Below are 18839 nucleotides of genomic sequence, written 5' to 3'. Positions count from 1 at the left end.
ACGCCAGTGAAGGCACCGACACCCTGTACGTCGTCTACAACGCCACGGCACAGACCAACACCGTCGACCTGAACCTGAGCAACCTGCACAACGTCGAGAACGTGCTGTTGCTCGGCGCCGGCGCTTTTACCGCGCTGGGCAACGACCTGAACAACAGCCTGACCGGCAACGCCGCGGACAACCTCCTCAATGGCGGCCTCGGTGCCGACACCTTGATCGGCGGTGCCGGCAACGACAGCTACGTCGTCGACAACCTCGGCGATGTGGTCATCGAAACCAGCACCCTGGCCAGCGAAATCGACGCCGTCTATTCCACCTTCGATTACACCCTGGGCAACAACATCGAGAACTTGATACTGGTGGATGGGGCCAACCTCAACGGCACCGGCAACACCCTGAACAATGTGATCACCGGCAATATGGGCGGCAACCTCCTCGACGGCGGTCTCGGTGCCGACACCCTGATCGGTGGCGCCGGCAACGATACCTACATCGTCGACAACCTCGGCGACATGGCCATCGAGACCAGTACCCTAGCCGGTGAGATCGACACCGTGCGTTCTTCGGTGAGCTACATCCTGGGCGCCAACCTGGAAAACCTGGAACTGACCGGCACGGCCAACACCTATGGCATCGGCAACGCCCTGAACAACGTGATTACCGGTAACGACGGCAACAACCAGCTCAATGGCGCCGCTGGTGTGGACACCCTGATCGGCGGCAAGGGCAACGACGATTATTTTCTTGATCAGACCGGCGAATTGGCCCTGGTCCAGGAAAACACCAATGAAGGCACCGACTCCCTGTACGTCGTCTACAACGCCACGGCACAGACTAACACCGTCGACCTGAACCTGAGCAACCTGCACAACATCGAGAACGTGCTGTTGCTCGGCGCCGGCGCTTTCACCGCGCTGGGCAACGACCTGAACAATACCCTGACCGGCAATGCCGATTCCAACATCCTGGACGGCGGTCTCGGTGCCGACACCCTGATCGGTGGCGCCGGTAACGATACCTACATCGTCGACAACCTCGGCGACGTGGCCATCGAGACCGGTACCCTGGCCGGTGAGATCGACACCGTACGCTCTTCGATGAGCTACATCCTGGGCGCCAACCTGGAAAACCTGGAACTGACCGGCACGGCCAACACCTATGGCATCGGCAACGCCCTGAACAACGTGATTACCGGTAACGACGGCAACAACCAGCTCAATGGCGCCGCCGGTGTGGACACCCTGATCGGTGGTAAGGGCAACGACGATTATTTTCTTGATCAGGCCGGCGAACTGACCCTGGTCCAGGAAATCGTCAGTGAAGGCACCGACACCCTGTACGTCGTCTACAACTCTACGACCCAGGTCATTGGTCTGCCCAGTATGATCGATTTGAACCTGAGCAATCTGCGCAACGTCGAGAACGTGCTGTTGCTCGGCGCCGGCGCTTTTACCGCGCTGGGCAACGACCTGAACAATACCCTGACCGGCAACGCCGCGGACAACGTCCTCGATGGCAGCCTCGGTGCCGACACCCTGATCGGCGGTGCCGGCAACGACAGCTACGTCGTCGACAACCTCGGCGATGTGGTCATCGAAACCAGCACCCTGGCCAGCGAAATCGACACTGTCTATTCCTTGATCGATTACACCCTGGGCAGTAACGTCGAGAATCTGATGCTGCAGGGCAGTGGTAACCTCAACGGTACCGGCAACGCCCTTAATAACGTCATCAATGGCTACATCGGCAACAACATCCTAAACGGTGGCCTGGGTGCAGATGTCATGAGCGGTGGCGATGGCAACGACACTTACATCGTCGATAACATCAGCGACATGGCCATCGAGACCAGTACCCTGGCCGGTGAGATCGACACCGTGCGTTCTTCGGTGAGCTACATCCTGGGCGCCAACCTGGAAAACTTGGAACTGACCGGCACGGCAAACACCTATGGCATCGGCAACGCCCTGAATAACGTGATCACCGGCAACGACGGCAACAACCAGCTCAATGGCGCCGCCGGTGTGGACACCCTGATCGGTGGCAAGGGCAACGACGATTACTTTCTTGATCAGGTCGGCGAACTGGCTCTGGTCCAGGAAATCGTCAGTGAAGGCACCGACACCCTGTACGTCGTCTACAACGCCACGGCACAAACCAACACCATCGACCTGAACCTGAGCAACCTGCACAACGTCGAGAACGTGTTGCTGCTGGGTAGCGGCGCCTTTACCGCGCTGGGCAACGACCTGAACAACACACTGACGGGCAATACCGCCAACAACATCCTGGACGGAGGCATCGGTACAGACACCCTCACCGGTGGCGCAGGTGCCGACAAGTTCGTTTTCAGTGCCCTAAACGAAATGGGTACAGGCGCCAATCGCGATGTCATCACCGACTTCAGCAGTCTGCAGGGCGATAAGATCGATCTGACCAACTTCGACGCCAATCTGGTAAGCGCGGGCTTCAACGGCTTCAGCTTTATCGGCGCGAATGACTTCACCGGCGCAGGACAACTGCGCTTCGTCGACCATATGCTCTATGGCAACGTCAATGGCGACCTGGGCTCGGACTTCGAAATCCAGCTGGTGGGTGTCAATACCTTCAGTGCCAACGATCTGGTGGCCTGACGCTTCATCACGAAAGTAAACTCCGGCTTGTCAGGCAGGCCGGAATGTACAAACGAAAACGCCCCGACTTGTTCGGGGCGTTTTCGTTTTTGTGGGGGAACAGCTCTTGCGATGCTAAACCAACACCCCCAGCTCCTTCGCCCGCGCCACCGCCTGCGTGCGCCGCTCAACCCCCAACTTACTGTTGATATGACTGGCATGGGTTTTCACCGTGTGCAGCGAAATGAACAACTGATCGCTGATTTCCTGGTTCGAACACCCTTGGGCGATCAGTCGCAGAACGGCCAGTTCACGCGTACTGAGTTGTTCGGCCGCAGGCGATGACTCCACCATCGGCCGGGAGGCCATGGCCGGAAGTTTTTCCGAGAGACACTGCGAAACGGCCGTCGGCGCAAAGAGTTGAAGTTGCCCGCGCAGCCAGTCCGGGTGTTCGCTCAACAATGGGTCAAACGGTTGCAGGACACCACCGGCGGCCGCTTCCAAAGCCTGGGCCAATGCCTTGCGGGCCTCGGATTCGCGCCCGCCCGCCAGCAACAGGATGATTTTCTGACTCAGCGCCATCACGCTGAGCATCTGCCGGCCGCTGTGCTGACCGTGTTCATGCAACGCGTTCAAGCGCCCTTCGGCAAGCATGGGCTGGCCTTTCAGCATGTCCAGCACCGCCTGTTGCAGTTCAATGTGCAGCGGCAATTGCGGATGGAATTCCGGGGGAGCCGCCGGATGCTCTCCGTTGTAGGTCTGACCCAATCGCGCGAGCCAGGCTTCGGCGAGGTCGGTGCGGCCCTGGGCCAGCCAGAGTTCGCATTTGACCAGGGTGATCATCGCCAGGTAGTAAATCGGCGGGACATCCCAGATGTGCATCAGGCGCTCGGCCTCGGCGAGTTCGGCGAAGGCTTTGGCGAACTCGCCGCTGCTGCCCTCCAGACGGGCAATCACACAGTGGCCGATCAGCACACTGATGTCGCGACAGGCCCGCGCTTCGCCCAAACCCGCGAGCAAACGTGCCCGCGCGGCCTGGGGTTGCAAACGCAGCGCCAGCAAAAAACCCTCGTATAAGGTTAACCGTGCGCGCACCGCATAGAGCCGTTGCGGGGATAAGCCTTGCAGGCGTTGCAGCCCTTGGCGGACTTCATCCAGTGAGCGAAGAATCTCCCCGCGCGCTTGGAGCACGCGAGCGCGGTCGTAATGGGCCAGCGCCTCGAACAGCGGATTGCCGACCCGTTGCGCCAGTTCAAGGGACTCACGATTCAGCCCTCGGGCACGCCAGAGGTCGCTGTCGGCAATGGCCAGGTTAGACAATGTCGAGAGGCACATCAGGCGCTGTCCATAGCGTTTGGCCGGCAGGCTCTCCAGCGCTTCGGTGCAATAGAGCAACGTCAGCTCCCGATTGCCTCGCCCTCGGGCAATGATGCCGCTCAGGGCCAGCCACTGCGCAAGCATGGATTTTTGTGCAGTGGCCGACGGGGCCGGCAGGAAGCGGCTCAAGTGGCTGGCCAGCTCCTCAGCGGCGTCCAATTGGCAGGCCAGCCCCAACGCCCAGCTGTAGAGCACGATCAGCCGTGGCGTGCTGATCAGCAGGCTGTCGGGCAAGTCCATTTTCCAGCGCAACAACATGCCAACGTTCTGCTCGGCCAGCAGCTGTTCTTCAGAGAGGTTTTGTACCAGATTCGCTGCAACGTCCAGATGCCCGGCACGCAACGCCTGCTCTACCGCCTCATCGAGTAACCCTTGGGCGTTGAACCAGCGGCAGGCACGCAGATGCAGGCTGGCCGTCGGCACCATCGCCTGGGCGGTGGGCCGGCTGCGCAGCAGGTCGGAAAACAGGTGGTGATAGCGGTACCAGTGACCGTGTTCATCCAGCGGCACCAGAAACACCTGATGCGCCAGCAGGAAACGCAGGATCTCGGCACTGTCATGGGCTTCGCGCACGGCGTCGCACAACTCGCTGCAAAAGCGCTCTTGAGGCGCGGTCTCGTACAGGAATGACTGCACCTCGGCGGGCAGGCAATCGATCACTTCCTCGAGCAGGTAATCGCGAATCAGCCCTTCCCCACCGTACAGCGATTGGGGCAATGCGCCCTCGCTGCCCGCCTCGGAGGCCGCCAGCAACCAGAAGCGCAGCCCGGCCACCCAACCTTCGCTGCGCTGAATCAAACTTTCCAGCGCCTCGCCACGCAATGAAATGCTGTGTCGATCAAGCAGGGTCAGGGCTTCATCGTGGGTCAGTCGAAGATCCTGCTCATTCAACTCGAGCAGTTGCCGCGACAGTCGCAGGCGTGCCAGATGCCAGTCGGGACGTTGCCGACTGGTGACCATGACCAGCAGACCATCGGGTAAATGATTGAGAAAAAATTGCAGGCAACGATCAAGCACCGGGCCTTGGGCCAGATGATAGTCATCAAGCACCAGCAACAGCGGCGTACCGGGTGAAAGGTGCACAGCCAGCTCATCGAGCAAACCGTCCAGCCATTCTTCGAAGGCGAACGGCTGATGACGTTGGCGCATTTTCAGCAGCCCCAGCGCCTGGCTGCCCAATTGCGGAAAATACTCCTGAAGACCTTCGAGCAGGCGCTCAAGAAAACGACCGGGATCGCTGTCCCGAGGACTCAACCCTAGCCACAGGCTTTGCCAGTGACCCGGCAACCCCTGGCAAAACTCTACCGCCAATGAACTCTTGCCGAACCCCGCCGGCGCACTGACCAGCAACAGCCTGCCACCGAGGCCGGCGCTCAGGCGCTCGCACAAACGCGGCCGCAGCACATGGCCGTCGGGCAGCGGAGGCCGGAAAAAGCGCCCGTCCAATGTGGCGACGGCAACGCTTGCAGGGCCCGGAATTGGGGACAGATCAGTCATGGCCGGCTCTTGTTTGAAAGGCTGATGGCGGCGTTACAGATGTCCGCAGCCTAGCGGTAAACGAAGAGCTATTGAAGGTTATTGCTACAAATGGCTACAAAAAGACTACGAACAGAAGTTGCCAAGCCTGAGGTGCAGTTTTTTCGACAGACCGTGTCGCTCCCTTCGCGAGCAAGCCCGCTCCCACACTGGATCTCCATTGCTCACAGATTGTATATCCACCGAAGATCAAGTGTGGGAGCGGGCTTGCTCGCGAAAGGGCCATCACAGTCACCGACGTTTCGCGAGCCCCCCCGCGTTAACAAGTGCGCCCTGATACAAAATTCCGATAAAAAAAGCCCCGAACCAGTCGGGGCGTTTTTTCGAGGATGCGGCCTCGGTTTACACCGTATTAGCGAACGCCTTCCTGACGCAAAGCTGCCGGCGTGAAGTCTGCGGTGCTGGCAGTGAAGCCGAAGTTATAGGCCGACTTCTCTTCGTTCTTCATGCCCAGGGCCAGGTAACGGCCCGATTGCAGGTCATACAAGGTTTCGAGGGCGTACCACGGCACTTGCTTGTCGTAGTAGTTCTCGGAGTGAGCCTCGGCGACACGCCACAGTTGCCCGCGACCGTCGTAGTGATCGACCACAGCTGCCTGCCAGGTGTCTTCGTCGATGTAGAAGTCACGTTTGGCGTAGATGTGTCGCTGACCTTCCTTCAGGGTCGCGACCACATGCCAGACCCGACGCAGTTCATAGCGAGCCAGGTCCTGGTTGATGTGACCGGCCTTGATGATGTCGGCGTACTTCAGTTTAGGATCATCGAGCTTGTAGCTGTCGGAGGCGATGTACATCTCTTTCTTGCCTTCGAGCTTCCAGTCATAGCGATCCGGCGCACCGTTGTACATGTCCAGGTTGTCGGAGGTACGCAGGCCATCGGCAGCGGTACCCGGCCCGTCATAGGACACTTGCGGCGCACGACGTACACGGCGTTGCCCGGCGTTGTAGACCCACGCCGAACGCGGTTCTTTAACCTGGTCGAGGGTTTCGTGTACCAGCAGCACACCACCGGCCAGACGCGCCGGCGCGGTCACTTTCTGCTTGAAGTAGAACAGGATGTTGCCCGGATTTTTCGGGTCGTAATCCTTCATCTTGTCGCGGAACACGAATTGGTCCTCGAAGTACACGAGGCTGAACGAGCCGTTCGGCTGCGGTGTGGCCTGGGTTATCAGACGGGTCACACTGCCGCCGCGATAACGGGTGATGTGGTTCCAGATGACTTCAACGCCACTTTTCGGAATCGGGAACGGGATCGCGGTTTCGAAGTTTTCCAGACCGTTGCCGCCGGACACCAGGTTAGTGTTGGTGGCGTTTTTCTTGATGGAGGCGAACACGTCATCCGGCACGGTGGCACCGCGATGGGACGGGTAGACCGGCATCTTGAAGGTTTCCGGGTAGCGCTTGAACATTGCGTACTGGCCCGGCGCGAGCTTGTCCTTGTACTGGTCGACGTTCTGCGCGGTGATGGTGAACTGCGGTTTTTCACTCGCGAACGGATCAGACAGAAAACCCTTGCTATCCACGCTACCGGCGTTTTTCGGCATGGGTTTCCAGGCCGGGATCGAGCCGTCGGCGTTGCCCGCCATCTCGGCGCCCATCGGGGTCAGGCTCTTGCCCAGCTTGTCCGCTTCGGCCGCAGGGACCGCCGCCATGACACCGGTTGCCAGCAGCGACAGCCCCAGAACGCCAACGTGGAACAGACTCTTTGTTATTTTCATAAATGTGTTCGTCCTGAAAATACAGTGCTTAGAAGTTCACGCCGAAGCTGAGCGCAACGAAGTCGCGATCATCCACGGTGGTGTACTTGCCGTCGAAGAAGTTGGTGTACGCCAGGCTCGCGGTGTAGGTGTTCTGGTATTCGGCATCGACACCCAGGCTCACCGCTTTACGACCTTCCTCGAAGTTACCGCCAGGGCCAGGCGAGTAACCGCTCACGTCATGGGACCAGGCCACGTTTGGCTTGAGGTTCACACCGGCGAACACGTCGTTGTAATCCCAGATGGCGCGACCGCGATAACCCCACGACATCGATGTGGTAAAGCCCTCGTTGTTGCAGTTGCGGCTGCGGTTGTTGGTAGCGGCACCCGCGCCGGCACCGTTGATGGTGCTGGTGTTAAGGATCGCCGAGCAGGTGTTGAGGCCGCCGGTATTGGGCAGTTCACCAGGACCGTAGACCGGGTCACGGCCGTAACGGACATCAGAGCTGCTTTCCAGACCGCCAACATGGGTCACGCCCACTTCGCCCACCAGGGTCAGACGGCTGGCGCCCATGACCTGATCGAAGAAGTGCGTCAGGGTGGTCTGGAACTGGGTGATTTCCTTGCGGCGATAGCCGTGCAGATCCTGACCCGGTACACCGGGGAGCAGCGAAGCATTGGTCAGGGCGCCACCCAATGGGCGTACGCCGGCAAACAGGATGTCGGTGGAGTTGAGTTGCACCGGCGCGTTCGGACGATAGCTGATCTCACCGCTCCACGCCGTACCGGTAGGCAGGGTAGTGGAGAAGCTCAGACCGTAGAGGCGGATATCTTCCGGGTACTCGACGAAGTACTCGGAATTACCTGCGACCACCAACGGCGCCAGAGCACGAAGCGCCCCTGGCAAAGCCGCTGCCCGGGCGTAGGCCGCCGCTGGAGCACCGGTGGCGCTGAAGATCGGCGCACGACTGTGATAATTCATGAAATAGGCACCGAACTCGGTGTCTAGCGGCTCGAACATGTATTTGAGGGACGCGCCCCACTGGCCGCTGTCCCGCGCATCGCGATCCGCCCCACGACGCACCAGCACACCTTCATCGTTCACGTCGACGCCCAGCCTGGTCAATGTAGGCAGGGCCGCGGCCGGAATGGTCGAGCGCTTGTTCAGCACGCGCAGGTTGTTGTCGCAACCGTCGGCAATGATGTCTGGCTGGGAGAAAAAGGTGCCACAGTTATCGACAACCGTCTGGTCCCATTCCAGCTGATAGAAGGCTTCGGCCGACAGATTGTCGGTGAGGCTCTGGGACACGTAGAACATGTTGACCGGGATCAGACCTTCCTTGACCTCGGCACCGGGACGACGGAACGCGGACACGTCGATCGGGTTGATCGAGTTGATGCCGCCGCCGATGAAAGTACTTTCACCCCAGCTCACGACCTGCTTGCCCAGACGCACGGAACCCGGCTGATCGGCAATGGCGTAGTTGTGGTAGACGAAGGCGTCGAGGATCTGGCCGCCAGCGGACTTGGCGCCTTCTTTACGGTTGCTGTCGCTGATGTCCTTGAACTCGCGGCTTTCATCCTTGAGTTCGAAGTCGTACCAGTATTTGCCCCGGACGAAGACACCGGTGTCGCCGTATTTCAATTCAAGGTCATGGATGCCCTTGAAGATCTTCGAAAAAGTTTCGCCGCTCTTGAAGTTGTTGTGACCGTCATCGGACGTCTGGGACAGGCCGTGGCCCCCGTTATTGACGCCGATAAGATTCTTGTTGGGGCTCTGAGTAGACCAACTGGCTCCGATCGACAGGGATGAGTCAAATTGACCTTCGATCTCACCGACGTTGAAACTGACGCCGAATGCAGGCCCGGCGAGCGAAGAGGCGAGACTGACCGCCAGGGGCAGTTTCGCCCGGCGCCAGAACTGGTTTACTGATGTCATCGACGCTACTCCATGTGCATTATTGTTATGGCTAAGTACTTTTAAAAACGTTGTGGGTGACCGGAAGCCAAGCGGTTCCGACGTCACTCCAAAGTTGCATCGCCCCGTTTTGTGCGCGCTCCGTTCTTAAAAATTCCTTGAGCGGACTATAGCCAGCAGGTAGTAGTGCTTGATCCCTCTAAAGTGTGATTTGCAGCTGCCGGCCACTCTGGAACAGTCCTTTCGCCAGTCCGACACATGTCGGCACGGCAAGGATGGCTGAAAATTCGGATTTCACAAGCCAAGCGCTTGCTTGGTGGGTCTGGCGCGCCGTTTTCGGCGCGCCAGATGACGCTTAAAGCGTCGAGAGGAAGGTACTGTTGTTGGCCTGCCATTCGGTGATGTCGACGCGGATGCGCTTCTTGTCGAGCTTACCGACACTGGTCTTGGGAATTTCAGTAACAATGGCGATCTGGCTCGGGATAGCCCACTTGCTCAGGTGCCCCTGCTCAACGAACGGTTTGAGGTGTTCCTTGAGATCCTTGGCCCCGATCTCATGCCCGTCGCGGACCACCAGCAGCGCAAACGGCCGCTCGCCCCACTGCGGATCGGCGATGCCCACCACTGCTACTTCGCGTACCGCGGGGTGGCGGCTGATCAGGTCTTCCAGGTCCAGGGAGGAGATCCACTCGCCGCCGGTCTTGATCACGTCCTTGATCCGGTCGCGAATGTCGATCACGCCCATGCTGTCCAGCGTCGCCACGTCGCCGGTGTGCAACCAGCCTCCGGCCCAGAGCTCGGCACCTTTCTGCGGCTCGTTGAAATAACCCTCGGTGAGCCACGGCGCACGCAACACCAATTCGCCCTGGGTCTCGCCATCGGCAGGCAGGAAGTTGCCGTCGGTGTCGACGATCGCCGCCTCGACCAATGGCCCCGGTACACCGGCCTTGATCCGGTAGGTGGTGCGTTCGTCTTCGGTGCCGGCCATCAGCTCTTCGTTGAGGTGCGCGCACGATACCAATGGCCCGGTTTCCGACATGCCGTAAGCGGCGGTCAACTGAATGCCCTTGGCTTTGGCCGCTTCATACAGCGCACGGTTGAGCGCACTGCCGCCGATGACGATTTTCCAGCCACCGAAATCGATGTTTTGCGCCGCCTTGGCATTGAGGACCATTTGCAGAATGGTCGGCACGCAGTGGGAAAAGCTCACCTTCTCCTTGCGCCACAGTTCCACCAGATACTCGGGATCGTAACGGCCGGGGTAGACCTGCTTGAGCCCGAGCATGGTTGCTACATATGGCAAGCCCCAGGCATGCACATGGAACATCGGGGTGATCGGCATGTACACGTCGTTGGTGCCCAGCAGGCGCACGCTGTCGATGGAACCCATGATGGTCGACACGCCCATGGTGTGCAGCACCAGCTGGCGATGGGTGAAATACACGCCTTTGGGGTTACCGGTGGTGCCGGTGGTGTAGAACGTGGTGGCGACCGAGTTTTCGTCGAAATCTTCAAAGTCGTACTGCGGGCTCGCGGCGGCCAGCAATTGCTCGTACTCGCCGACCAGGTTCGGCAGGTCGGCGGTTTTTTCCGGCAAGTCGGTCAGCAGCAGGGTTTTCTCCACGGTGGTCAGGTGCCCGGCAATCGCCTTATACAGCCCGACGAACTCGCTATTGACCAGCACGAAGCGGTCCTCGGCGTGGTTCATGGTGTAGAGAATCTGTTCCGGCGACAGGCGCACGTTGATGGTGTGGATCACCGCGCCGATCATCGGGATGGCAAACATGCATTCCAGGTAGCGATGGCTGTCCCAGTCCATCACTGCCACGGTATCTCCGGCCTTCACGCCGGCGGCCGTCAACACGTTGGCCAGGCGCGCGACCCGCTCGATCAGGGTCGGATAGCTATAGCGCAATTGATCGCGGTAGATGATCTCGCGGGTTTTTTCGTAACGGGCACCGGACATCAGCAGCCGTTTAATCAACAGCGGATACTGGTAAGCGCCCTCGGCTGGGGGGATAACGCGAGTCTGCAACATAAGAGTCCCTTTTCTGACTGCACGGTCTTGGCTTTTAAAGCTAAGCACTCTAGAGCCCTTGAACGCCAGCCAAATCAGCCAAAGGGATGATTTGCACAGCCATATAAATGCTAGCTTTGCGCCAGCATTTGCAGGAATTCGTTATCTATATCGGATGCGCTGCTGAATCAGGCGTAGGAGCTGCCGAAGGCTGCGATCTTTTGATCTTGGGCGATTTCGATATCGCTGAAGATCAAAAGATCGCAGCCTGCGGCAGCTCCTACAGGGGACCGCGCCGTTTGGCAGAGTAGTGATTGATCAATGCATCTCGGTGAACGCTAGTTTCACGCCGATGGCGATCAGCACCGCGCCCATGGTCCGGTCGAACCAGTGGCCCATGCGGGCGAAACCGGCGCGCACGCGCTGTTGACTGAACAGCATCGCCACCAGGCAGAACCAGACTGCCGTCGCCGCGGCCAGATAAATCCCGTAACCGGCCTGTACCGCCAATGGTGTGTGCGGGTTGATCACCACGGTGAACAACGACAGGAAAAATAGCGTGGCTTTCGGGTTCAAGCCATTGGTCACGAACCCCGAAGTGAAAGCGCCCCGCGCAGTGCGATCGCCCGCTTCCTGGTGCAGGTCGTCAGCCACCGGTTTGGCTGGTTGCGCGCGCAAGGCCTTGAAGCCGATGTACAGCAAATACGCGGCGGCGGCCCATTTCAAGGCGTTGAACAGCACGATCGACTGGGACACGATCAATCCGATACCCAACAGCGAATAGCCGACGTGCAGGAAAATCGCCGAGCCGACGCCCAGCGCCGTCCAGGTCCCGGCACGGCGACCGTGGGTCACGCTCTCACGCACCACCACGGCAAAGTCCGGGCCGGGGCTGGCGACGGCCAGCAGGTGAATCAAGGCAACGGTCAAGAACTCTGTCCAGTACATGGGGGCTCCTTTTGGGCAGGGCGATCAATTGAAATTTTTCCAAGGATGGACCACACCCTATGGCATCTGTGAAATCTGTGGCCACCTCAATCTGTGCATTCCTGTAGGAGCGAGGCTTGCCCGCGAAGAACGATAACGCGGTGCATCAGAGACACCGCGGTGCTTGCTTCGCGGGCAAGCCTCGCTCCTACAGCGAACGCAGCCTTCGGCAGCATTACCAATTGTGTCATCTGGTAGGCTCGGCAGATTACGCCTTCAGTTCAATGCACAAAAGGTACAGTTGATGACGAACTCTCGCCGCGCCGTTTTCCTCGACCATCCGTCCCTGGACCTCGGCGATCTCGACCTCAGCCCGCTACGCGAGTGCTTCAGCGATTTGCAGCTGTTCGCGCAGACCACGCCCGATCAGGTGGTCGAGCGCCTCAAGGGCGCCACTGTCGTCATCAGCAACAAAATCCTGATCGATGCGGCGGCCATGGCTGCCAGCCCCGAGTTGAAGCTGATCCTGATCACCGCCACCGGCACCAACAACGTCGACCTCGCCGCCGCCCGCGCCCACGGAATCACCGTTTGCAACTGCCAGGGTTACGGCACGCCGTCGGTGGCTCAGCATACGATCATGTTGCTGCTGAATCTGGCGACGCGCCTGGCTGACTACCAAAAAGCAGTCGCCGAAGGTCGCTGGCAGCAGGCGAAACAGTTCTGCCTACTGGACTATCCGATCGTCGAACTCGAAGGCAAAACCCTCGGCCTGCTTGGCCACGGTGAACTGGGCAGTGCCGTGGCGCGGTTGGCCGAGGCGTTCGGTATGCGCGTGTTGCTGGGGCAGATTCCGGGGCGCCCTGCCCGGCCGGATCGTTTGCCGCTGAATGAACTGCTGCCGCAAATCGACGCCCTGACCCTGCACTGCCCGCTCAACGAACACACTCGCCACTTTATCGGCGCCCGTGAACTGGCCTCGATGAAACCCGGTGCTTTCGTGGTCAACACCGCGCGCGGCGGTTTGATTGACGAACAAGCATTGGCTGATGCCCTGCGCAACGGTCACTTGGGCGGTGCGGCCACTGATGTGTTGAGCATCGAACCACCCACCGCGGGCAATCCGTTGTTGGCCCACGATATCCCACGATTGATCGTCACCCCGCACAACGCTTGGGGCAGTCGCGAGGCGCGGCAGCGAATCGTTGGCCAGTTGACCGAAAACGCCCAAGGCTACTTCAGCGGTCAAGCGCTGCGGGTCGTCAGTTGATAAACTGCGGCACTTTTTTTCCAGGAGCAGAGTATGGATCCGCGCAGTGAAGTACTGCTTCGTCAGGCTGAGTTATTCCAGGGTTCGGTGCTGCTGGCCGGTTTGCCCGCCGATGATTTGCTGGGCCGGCTGCCCGATGCCCACGGTTGGTGCTGGCATGCTGGTGATCAAACGGCACTGAACGCCCGTTTCGCCGAGCGCAGCCATTTCGGCGTGAATTCGCCGGAGCGCGAGTTCGACAGCGCCGTGGTGTTTCTGCCTAAGTCCAAAGACCTGACCGACTACATCCTCAACGCCCTCGCCTCTCGTTTGGCCGGCCGTGAGTTGTATTTGGTAGGCGAAAAACGCAGCGGCATCGAAGGCGCGGCCAAGCAACTGAATCCCTTCGGCAAACCCCGTAAGCTCGACAGCGCACGGCATTGCCAACTCTGGCAGGTCACCGTGGCCAATGCACCAGAAGCCAAGTCGCTGGAAAGCCTGGCACAGACCTACGAACTGCCGTTGGCCGAAGGCCCATTGAAAGTCATCAGCCTGCCGGGCGTGTTCAGCCACGGTCGCCTGGATCGCGGCAGCGCCCTGCTGCTGGAGCATCTGGACAAACTGCCGAGCGGCCACTTGCTGGACTTCGGTTGCGGCGCGGGTGTGTTGGGGGCGGCGGTCAAGCGGCGTTATCCACACAACCAGGTCACCCTGCTCGATGTGGACGCGTTTGCCGCTGCCAGCAGTCGCCTGACCCTGGCCGCCAACGGCCTGGACGCGGAGGTGATGACCGGTGACGGCATCGATGCCGCGCCCATGGGTTTGAGCGCGATCCTGAGCAACCCACCGTTCCATGTCGGCGTACACACCGATTACTTCGCCACCGAGAACTTGCTGCGAAAAGCGGCTAAACATCTGAAAAACGGCGGCGAACTTCGACTGGTAGCGAACAGCTTCCTGAAGTATCAACCGCTGATCGAAGAGCACTTGGGCGTGTGTGCGATCAAGGCTGAAGGACAGGGTTTCCGAATCTACCGGGCCAAGCGCGGCTGAAAATCGGCCCCGTAGGAGCCAGGCTTGCCGGCGAAGGCGCCCTCAAGAGAGCCTTCGCCGGCAAGCCTGGCTCCTACGAAAAGCGCCATTGGGGCTTGCCCAATCGGATTTGCCTAGGCAGAATCCGCTCCGTCCTAGGGGAGTAGTCTCCCACGAGCGCCATGCTCGTCCGGCATACGTCAACATACTTGGTCCTCAGACCATGGCGTATGCGACCCAAGCGTCCGCATCAGACGGATCGCAGGGTTTGACAAGACCTATGACACGAACACCTTACCCGGGGCGGGAAGGCTGTACGTGTCATAGCCGTGTCGACCCGCCCCTTAGGAAAACCCTGATGATGTTGGATTCCCTGCTCGTTCCCACCGCAATCGTTGCCTTGGCCGAAATCGGCGACAAGACGCAACTGCTCGCGCTCATTCTCGCTGCCCGCTTTCGCAAGCCCTGGCCAATCATCGCCGGCATCGTCGCCGCGACCCTGGCCAACCATGCGGCAGCCGGTGCGGTAGGCGCCTGGTTCGGCAGTTTCTTCTCGAATGCGACGTTGCACTGGATCCTCGCCGCGAGCTTCACCGCTACGGCCCTGTGGACGCTGGTGCCGGACAAAATGGACGAAGACGAAGCCAGCACCGCCCGCAAATTCGGGCCGTTCCTGACTACGTTGATTGCGTTCTTCCTCGCGGAGATGGGCGACAAGACCCAAGTCGCAACGGTGATGCTCGCCGCGCAATACCCGGACCTGTGGCTGGTGATCATCGGCACTACCGTCGGGATGTTGATTGCCAACGTGCCGGTGGTACTGGCAGGTAACTTTGCGGCGGACAAACTGCCCTTGACCCTGATCCGTCGCCTTGCGGCGTCGGCGTTCCTGATCCTGGCGATTGTTGCGGTGTACACGGCGATGGAGAGCAGTGGGTGGGTTTGACGCTGTAGGTCGTTAGACCGCGTTATCGTTCTTCGCGGGCAAGCCTCGCTCCCACAGGTTTTCGGTCGATTACATAATGTGTGTACGACACAAAACCTGTGGGAGCGAGGCTTGCCCGCGAAGGCGTCAGCGGCATCAACGCCTATCGATCAGGATTTATTGGCTTTTTCATATAACGGCATGACTTTAGGAATCGCCGCCTGCAAGGCAGCAATCCGACTGCTCGACGCCGGGTGAGTGCTCAAGAACTCTGGCGGCGCGCCATTTGAGGCTTTGCTCATCTTGTTCCACAGGGTGATCGCCGCGTTCGGGTTGTACCCGGCGCGGGCAGCCAATTCGAGGCCGATCAAGTCTGCCTCGTTTTCATTGCCTCGACTGTTGGGCAAGGTCATGCCGTATTGGGCTACGGTGTCCGCCAGGGCCAAGCCGCCCTCGCCCAGACCGAACAACGCACCGGCGCCCTGTTTGGCCATTTCGATACCGTAAGCCTTGGACATCGCTTCGCGACCGTGCTCGCGCAAGGCGTGAGCGATTTCATGGCCAATGATGGCGGCGATTTCGTCGTCGGTGAGTTGCAGGGTGTCGATCAGCCCGGAGTAGAAAATGATCTTGCCGCCAGGCCCACAGGAAGCATTGAGATCGTCGCTCTTGATCAGATTCACTTCCCACTGCCACTGGGCCGAATCCGGACGGAACACCGGCGCCTGGGCAATCAGCCGCTTAGAGATCGCCTGAACGCGCTTGGCATCGTTACTGGTTTTGTCCAGAACCCCTTTGCTGCTCGCCTCCCCGACGGTCTTTTGATAAGACTGGGCGTACATCTGGTTGACCTCGGCGGTCGATAACATGCTGAACATGTATTGCTTGCGCTCAACCCCTACGGCACCACCGCTGGTGGTGTTGACCGACTGACAACCGGCGAGCAGCAGACCTGCGCTCAGTGCACACAAAACCAATGTCTTATTCATCAAGAAGCTCCCTGGAAACATGCCGCGTATCCTAGGTGGGGATTTGTATCGGCGCCAGATACAACGGACGTGTAACACGTACATTTCAGACAAAACCCCGTAGGAAAAAATTCACATAGCAGCGCCCGCCACGGCCGATCACGGTCAGCAATGATTCATTTGCGACATCCAGCACTCCAAAACAGCCAATTCGTCATGGGTCGTTCATGACCTTCCAGCTTCCTGCCGATACAGCACCGCAGACGTCCTCTTGCGTGCGGAGCACTCATGAAATTCAAGTCGATCCAGTTTTCCGTTGCCGCCCTGGCCGGCGCCATTGTGCTCAGCGTCGTCGCCGCTTTGGTGCTGTACGCGCTGTTTTCCGGCGCCCGGACCCAAGACATGGTCCAGCAACGGACTCAGGCGCAGTTCGAGCAAGTCATCGAACAACGCCTGACCTCGCTGGCGCAAACCCAGGTCAGCCAGATCCAGCGCGAACTCGAAGCACCGCTGCTGATCGCCGGCGGGCTGGTGCGGGTGAACGCGTTGATCGGTACCCCGGGCGCCGATGGCCAGCCACAGTTGAGCCTGAGCCGTGAGCAACTGATTAGCCTGATCAAGGAAAACGTCGCCCGGAACCCGAAAATTCTCGGCACCTACATCGGTTGGGAAAAAAACGCCCTCGACCACAACGATGCGGCCTACGTCGACACCCCAGTGGTCGGCATCGACGCCAGCAACGGGCGCTTCCTGCCGTGGTGGTTCCGCAACGAAGACGGCAGCCTGGGGCTGGACAAACTGGTGGACGTCGACGACCAGAAAACACTCTCCACCGGCGTGCGCGCCAGCGAGTACTACCTGTGCTCCAAAGAAACCAAAAAATCCTGCGTGATCGATCCGGCGCCCTACAAGGTCGGCGACAAGATCGTCATGCTCGCCTCTTTCATTGAACCGATCATGCTCAATGGCGCGTTCCAGGGCATCGTCGGCGCCGACCTGTCGGTGAACTTCATCCAGGACATGCTCCTGGGAGCGAATCAGAAACTGTACAGCGGCGCCGGGAAAATGGCGTTGATCGGTGGTAACGGACGGATCGTCGCCTACACCAACGACCCGAGCAAATTCGGCGAAAAGGTCAGTGACATTCTCGACAGCAAACAGATTGCCAACATGGCCAATCTCAAGCGCGGCGAAGTGACTTACACCGTCGACAAGGCCCAGGGCCGGATCGAGTTGTACCTGCCCTTCGGCATCGGCCAGACCGACGCCCGCTGGACCTTGATGCTGCAATTGCCGCTGAACGCGGTGATGGCCGATCTGCAAAAACTTCAGGGTGACCTGGATGCACAGCGCAAATCCGACACCTTTGGCATGGCCATGGTCGGACTGTTGATCGCCGGTATCGGTTTGTTGGTGATCTGGCTGGTAGGCCACGGCATTGCGCGGCCGCTCAAGCAAATGGTCGCGATGCTCGACGATATTGCCCAAGGCGAAGGCGACCTGACCCGTCGTCTGACCAGCGACCGCGCCGACGAATTAGGCTCGATAGCCAAAGGCTTCAACACCTTCCTCGCGAAGTTGCAGGCGATGATTACCCAAGTGGTGACGTCGGTGCAGAGCGTCAGCGACTCATCGGAACATACCGCCGACATCGCCATTCGCACCAACATCGGCGTGCATAAACAAATGGCCGAGATCGATCAGGTCGCGACCGCCGTGCATGAAATGACCGCCACCGCCCAGGATGTCGCGCGCAATGCCACTCAGGCCGCGCAAGCCGCCAGCCATGCGGATCAGGCAGCGGCGCAAGGCATGCAAATCGTCCGGGATACGTCGAATTCAATTGGCGTTTTGGCGGTGGAAATTGGCAAAGCCGTCGGCGTTGTGCAGACCCTAGCCAAGGACAGCGAAAACATCAATGCGATCCTGACGGCCATTCGCGGCATTGCCGAGCAGACCAATCTATTGGCCTTGAATGCCGCCATCGAAGCCGCCCGTGCCGGTGAGCAAGGTCGTGGGTTTGCAGTGGTGGCCGATGAAGTGCGCAACCTGGCGCAGAAAACCCAGAAGGCCACGGAAGAAATCCAGACGATGATCCAGCACCTGCAACAAGGCACCCGCGATGTGGTGCGGGTCATGGAAGACAGCCAGAACCGCACCGACGAAAGCGTGCAGCACGCGGCAAAAGCGGCCGAGGCGCTGGAGACCATTACGCAGGCGGTGTCGGTGATCAACGACATGAACACCCAGATCGCCAGCGCGGCCGAGGAACAGAGCGCGGTGGCGGACGACATCAACCGTAACGTGATCAACATCGGGCAAGTGGCCAATGAAGTGGCGGGCGGAGCGGATGAATCGAGCGCGGCCAGTGCGGACTTGACCAAGTTGGCAGAGCAGCAGCGGCGGTTGATCAATCAGTTCAAGGTTTGATCTGAAGCCCGCTCCCACAGGTTTTGTGAACACCATAAATCCCTGTGGGAGCGGGCTTGCCCTAATGCCAGTCAGTTAAGGGAAAATCGGACCTGTAGGAGCCAGGCTTGCCGGCGAAGGCGTCCTTAAGAACGCCTTCGCCGGCAAGCCTG

General features: G+C 59.7%; 11 protein-coding genes and 1 riboswitch. Of the genes, 5 read left to right on the top strand and 6 right to left on the bottom strand.

Translation table 11 applies throughout. The features are described from left to right. Nucleotides 1-2633 (top strand): beta strand repeat-containing protein (locus TU81_RS28400; protein ID WP_048397788.1); only part of this gene is annotated, 2633 nt, incomplete at its 5' end. A 114-nt stretch (nucleotides 2634-2747) separates the two neighbouring features. Here the strand turns inward: TU81_RS28400 and TU81_RS28395 are convergent. The 5 genes from TU81_RS28395 to TU81_RS28375 all read right to left on the bottom strand — a co-directional run bounded on the left by TU81_RS28395 (nucleotide 2748) and on the right by TU81_RS28375 (nucleotide 12104). Further along, nucleotides 2748-5486, bottom strand: coding sequence for a LuxR C-terminal-related transcriptional regulator (locus TU81_RS28395; protein ID WP_048397786.1), 2739 nt, complete (start codon nucleotides 5484-5486; stop codon nucleotides 2748-2750). Between the two features lie 391 nt (nucleotides 5487-5877). Next, entirely contained in the window at nucleotides 5878-7242 is a 1365-nt protein-coding gene (locus TU81_RS28390) for a DUF1329 domain-containing protein (protein WP_048397784.1), read from the bottom strand. Nucleotides 7243-7270: 28 nt separating this feature from the next. Further along, entirely contained in the window at nucleotides 7271-9160 is a 1890-nt protein-coding gene (locus TU81_RS28385; RefSeq protein ID WP_048397782.1) for a DUF1302 domain-containing protein, read from the bottom strand. 334 nt (nucleotides 9161-9494) lie between these two features. Then, nucleotides 9495-11177, bottom strand: a complete 1683-nt coding sequence (locus TU81_RS28380; protein WP_048397780.1) for a fatty acid--CoA ligase — start codon at nucleotides 11175-11177, stop codon at nucleotides 9495-9497. Between the two features lie 297 nt (nucleotides 11178-11474). Next, a complete protein-coding gene (locus TU81_RS28375) occupies nucleotides 11475-12104 on the bottom strand; it encodes a LysE family translocator (protein ID WP_038981606.1) in 630 nt (209 codons plus the stop codon). A 283-nt stretch (nucleotides 12105-12387) separates the two neighbouring features. Between TU81_RS28375 and TU81_RS28370 the strand changes: the two genes are divergently transcribed. From TU81_RS28370 to TU81_RS28360, 3 genes are all read left to right on the top strand, one after another. Continuing rightward, nucleotides 12388-13353: a 2-hydroxyacid dehydrogenase gene (locus TU81_RS28370; RefSeq protein ID WP_048397777.1), complete on the top strand. Its 966-nt coding sequence runs from the start codon at nucleotides 12388-12390 to the stop codon at nucleotides 13351-13353. A 33-nt stretch (nucleotides 13354-13386) separates the two neighbouring features. Continuing rightward, nucleotides 13387-14385, top strand: coding sequence for a class I SAM-dependent methyltransferase (locus tag TU81_RS28365; protein WP_048397776.1), 999 nt, complete (start codon nucleotides 13387-13389; stop codon nucleotides 14383-14385). 124 nt (nucleotides 14386-14509) lie between these two features. After that, nucleotides 14510-14634: riboswitch (yybP-ykoY riboswitch) on the top strand. A gap of 91 nt (nucleotides 14635-14725) precedes the next feature. Beyond that, nucleotides 14726-15310: a TMEM165/GDT1 family protein gene (locus tag TU81_RS28360; protein WP_038983604.1), complete on the top strand. Its 585-nt coding sequence runs from the start codon at nucleotides 14726-14728 to the stop codon at nucleotides 15308-15310. Between the two features lie 149 nt (nucleotides 15311-15459). Here the strand turns inward: TU81_RS28360 and TU81_RS28355 are convergent, their stop codons facing one another. Then, the gene (locus tag TU81_RS28355; RefSeq protein WP_048397774.1) at nucleotides 15460-16278 is read right to left on the bottom strand and encodes a M48 family metallopeptidase; all 819 of its coding nucleotides are present in this window, start codon (nucleotides 16276-16278) and stop codon (nucleotides 15460-15462) included. Between the two features lie 267 nt (nucleotides 16279-16545). Here TU81_RS28355 and TU81_RS31295 point away from each other — a divergent pair, with 267 nt between their 5' ends. Next, nucleotides 16546-18687: a methyl-accepting chemotaxis protein gene (locus TU81_RS31295; RefSeq protein WP_048397772.1), complete on the top strand. Its 2142-nt coding sequence runs from the start codon at nucleotides 16546-16548 to the stop codon at nucleotides 18685-18687. Nucleotides 18688-18839 lie beyond the last annotated feature (152 nt).

Origin of the sequence: Pseudomonas lini (assembly GCF_001042905.1) — a bacterium.
Lineage (GTDB): Bacteria > Pseudomonadota > Gammaproteobacteria > Pseudomonadales > Pseudomonadaceae > Aquipseudomonas > Aquipseudomonas lini.
This window is presented reverse-complemented; position numbering and strand designations above follow the sequence as displayed.

Excerpts from the sequence above, each read along its gene's own strand:
- TU81_RS28395 (WP_048397786.1), bottom strand. The coding sequence starts at position 5,486 with ATGACTGATCTGTCCCCAATTCCGGGCCCTGCAAGCGTTGCCGTCGCC.
- TU81_RS28390 (WP_048397784.1), bottom strand. The coding sequence starts at position 7,242 with ATGAAAATAACAAAGAGTCTGTTCCACGTTGGCGTTCTGGGGCTGTCG.
- TU81_RS28385 (WP_048397782.1), bottom strand. The coding sequence starts at position 9,160 with ATGACATCAGTAAACCAGTTCTGGCGCCGGGCGAAACTGCCCCTGGCG.
- TU81_RS28380 (WP_048397780.1), bottom strand. The coding sequence starts at position 11,177 with ATGTTGCAGACTCGCGTTATCCCCCCAGCCGAGGGCGCTTACCAGTAT.
- TU81_RS28375 (WP_038981606.1), bottom strand. The coding sequence starts at position 12,104 with ATGTACTGGACAGAGTTCTTGACCGTTGCCTTGATTCACCTGCTGGCC.
- TU81_RS28370 (WP_048397777.1), top strand. The coding sequence starts at position 12,388 with ATGACGAACTCTCGCCGCGCCGTTTTCCTCGACCATCCGTCCCTGGAC.
- TU81_RS28365 (WP_048397776.1), top strand. The coding sequence starts at position 13,387 with ATGGATCCGCGCAGTGAAGTACTGCTTCGTCAGGCTGAGTTATTCCAG.
- TU81_RS28360 (WP_038983604.1), top strand. The coding sequence starts at position 14,726 with ATGTTGGATTCCCTGCTCGTTCCCACCGCAATCGTTGCCTTGGCCGAA.
- TU81_RS28355 (WP_048397774.1), bottom strand. The coding sequence starts at position 16,278 with ATGAATAAGACATTGGTTTTGTGTGCACTGAGCGCAGGTCTGCTGCTC.
- TU81_RS31295 (WP_048397772.1), top strand. The coding sequence starts at position 16,546 with ATGAAATTCAAGTCGATCCAGTTTTCCGTTGCCGCCCTGGCCGGCGCC.